Source organism: Sphaerisporangium aureirubrum (assembly GCF_042658925.1).
Classification (GTDB): Bacteria; Actinomycetota; Actinomycetes; order Streptosporangiales; family Streptosporangiaceae; genus Sphaerisporangium; species Sphaerisporangium aureirubrum.
On record NZ_JBHSRF010000238.1, the window covers coordinates 1 to 509 of the forward strand.

Below are 509 nucleotides of genomic sequence, written 5' to 3' on the forward strand. Positions count from 1 at the left end.
GCGTAGGCGCTCACCGGCAGCCGCGGGTCGATGCCGCCCTGCATGCACACCTCGGTCGCCCCGAGCCGCCAGGCCTCCTCCGCGCGGTCGGCCACGTCCTCGGGCGAGAGGCGGTATCCGTCGGCGTCGCGTTCCCGCTGCGCGAAGGCGCAGAACCGGCAGCCCACGTAGCAGATGTTCGAGAAGTTGATGTTGCGGTTGACCACGTAGTTCACGTCCTCGCCGGCCGTGTCCGCGCGCAACCGGTCGGCGATGCCCGCCAGCGCGTCGAGCGCCGGTCCGTCGCAGGTCATCAGGGCCATGGCCGCATCGGCGTGCTCGTGCTCCAGCAGGCTGGCGGGGTCCGCCTCGGCGCGGTCCAGCGCGGCGCGCACGTCGGCGTCGAGGTGCTCCGGTGCGCGCGCGGTCGGCACCTGCGCCCGCAGCTCCTCCCAGTCGCCGTAGACCGTGTCGAAGTCGCTGCGCTTCTCCTCGCTGCGGCCGACCGTGTCGATGGCGGTGTGCAGGTC

Annotated in this window: 1 protein-coding gene; it reads right to left on the reverse strand. The window is 73.1% G+C overall.

Features of this window, described 5'->3' with window-relative positions; all coding sequences use genetic code 11:
- The coding region (locus tag ACFP1K_RS41325; RefSeq protein WP_380764098.1) for a radical SAM protein at positions 1 to 509 on the reverse strand (509 nt) is incomplete at both ends.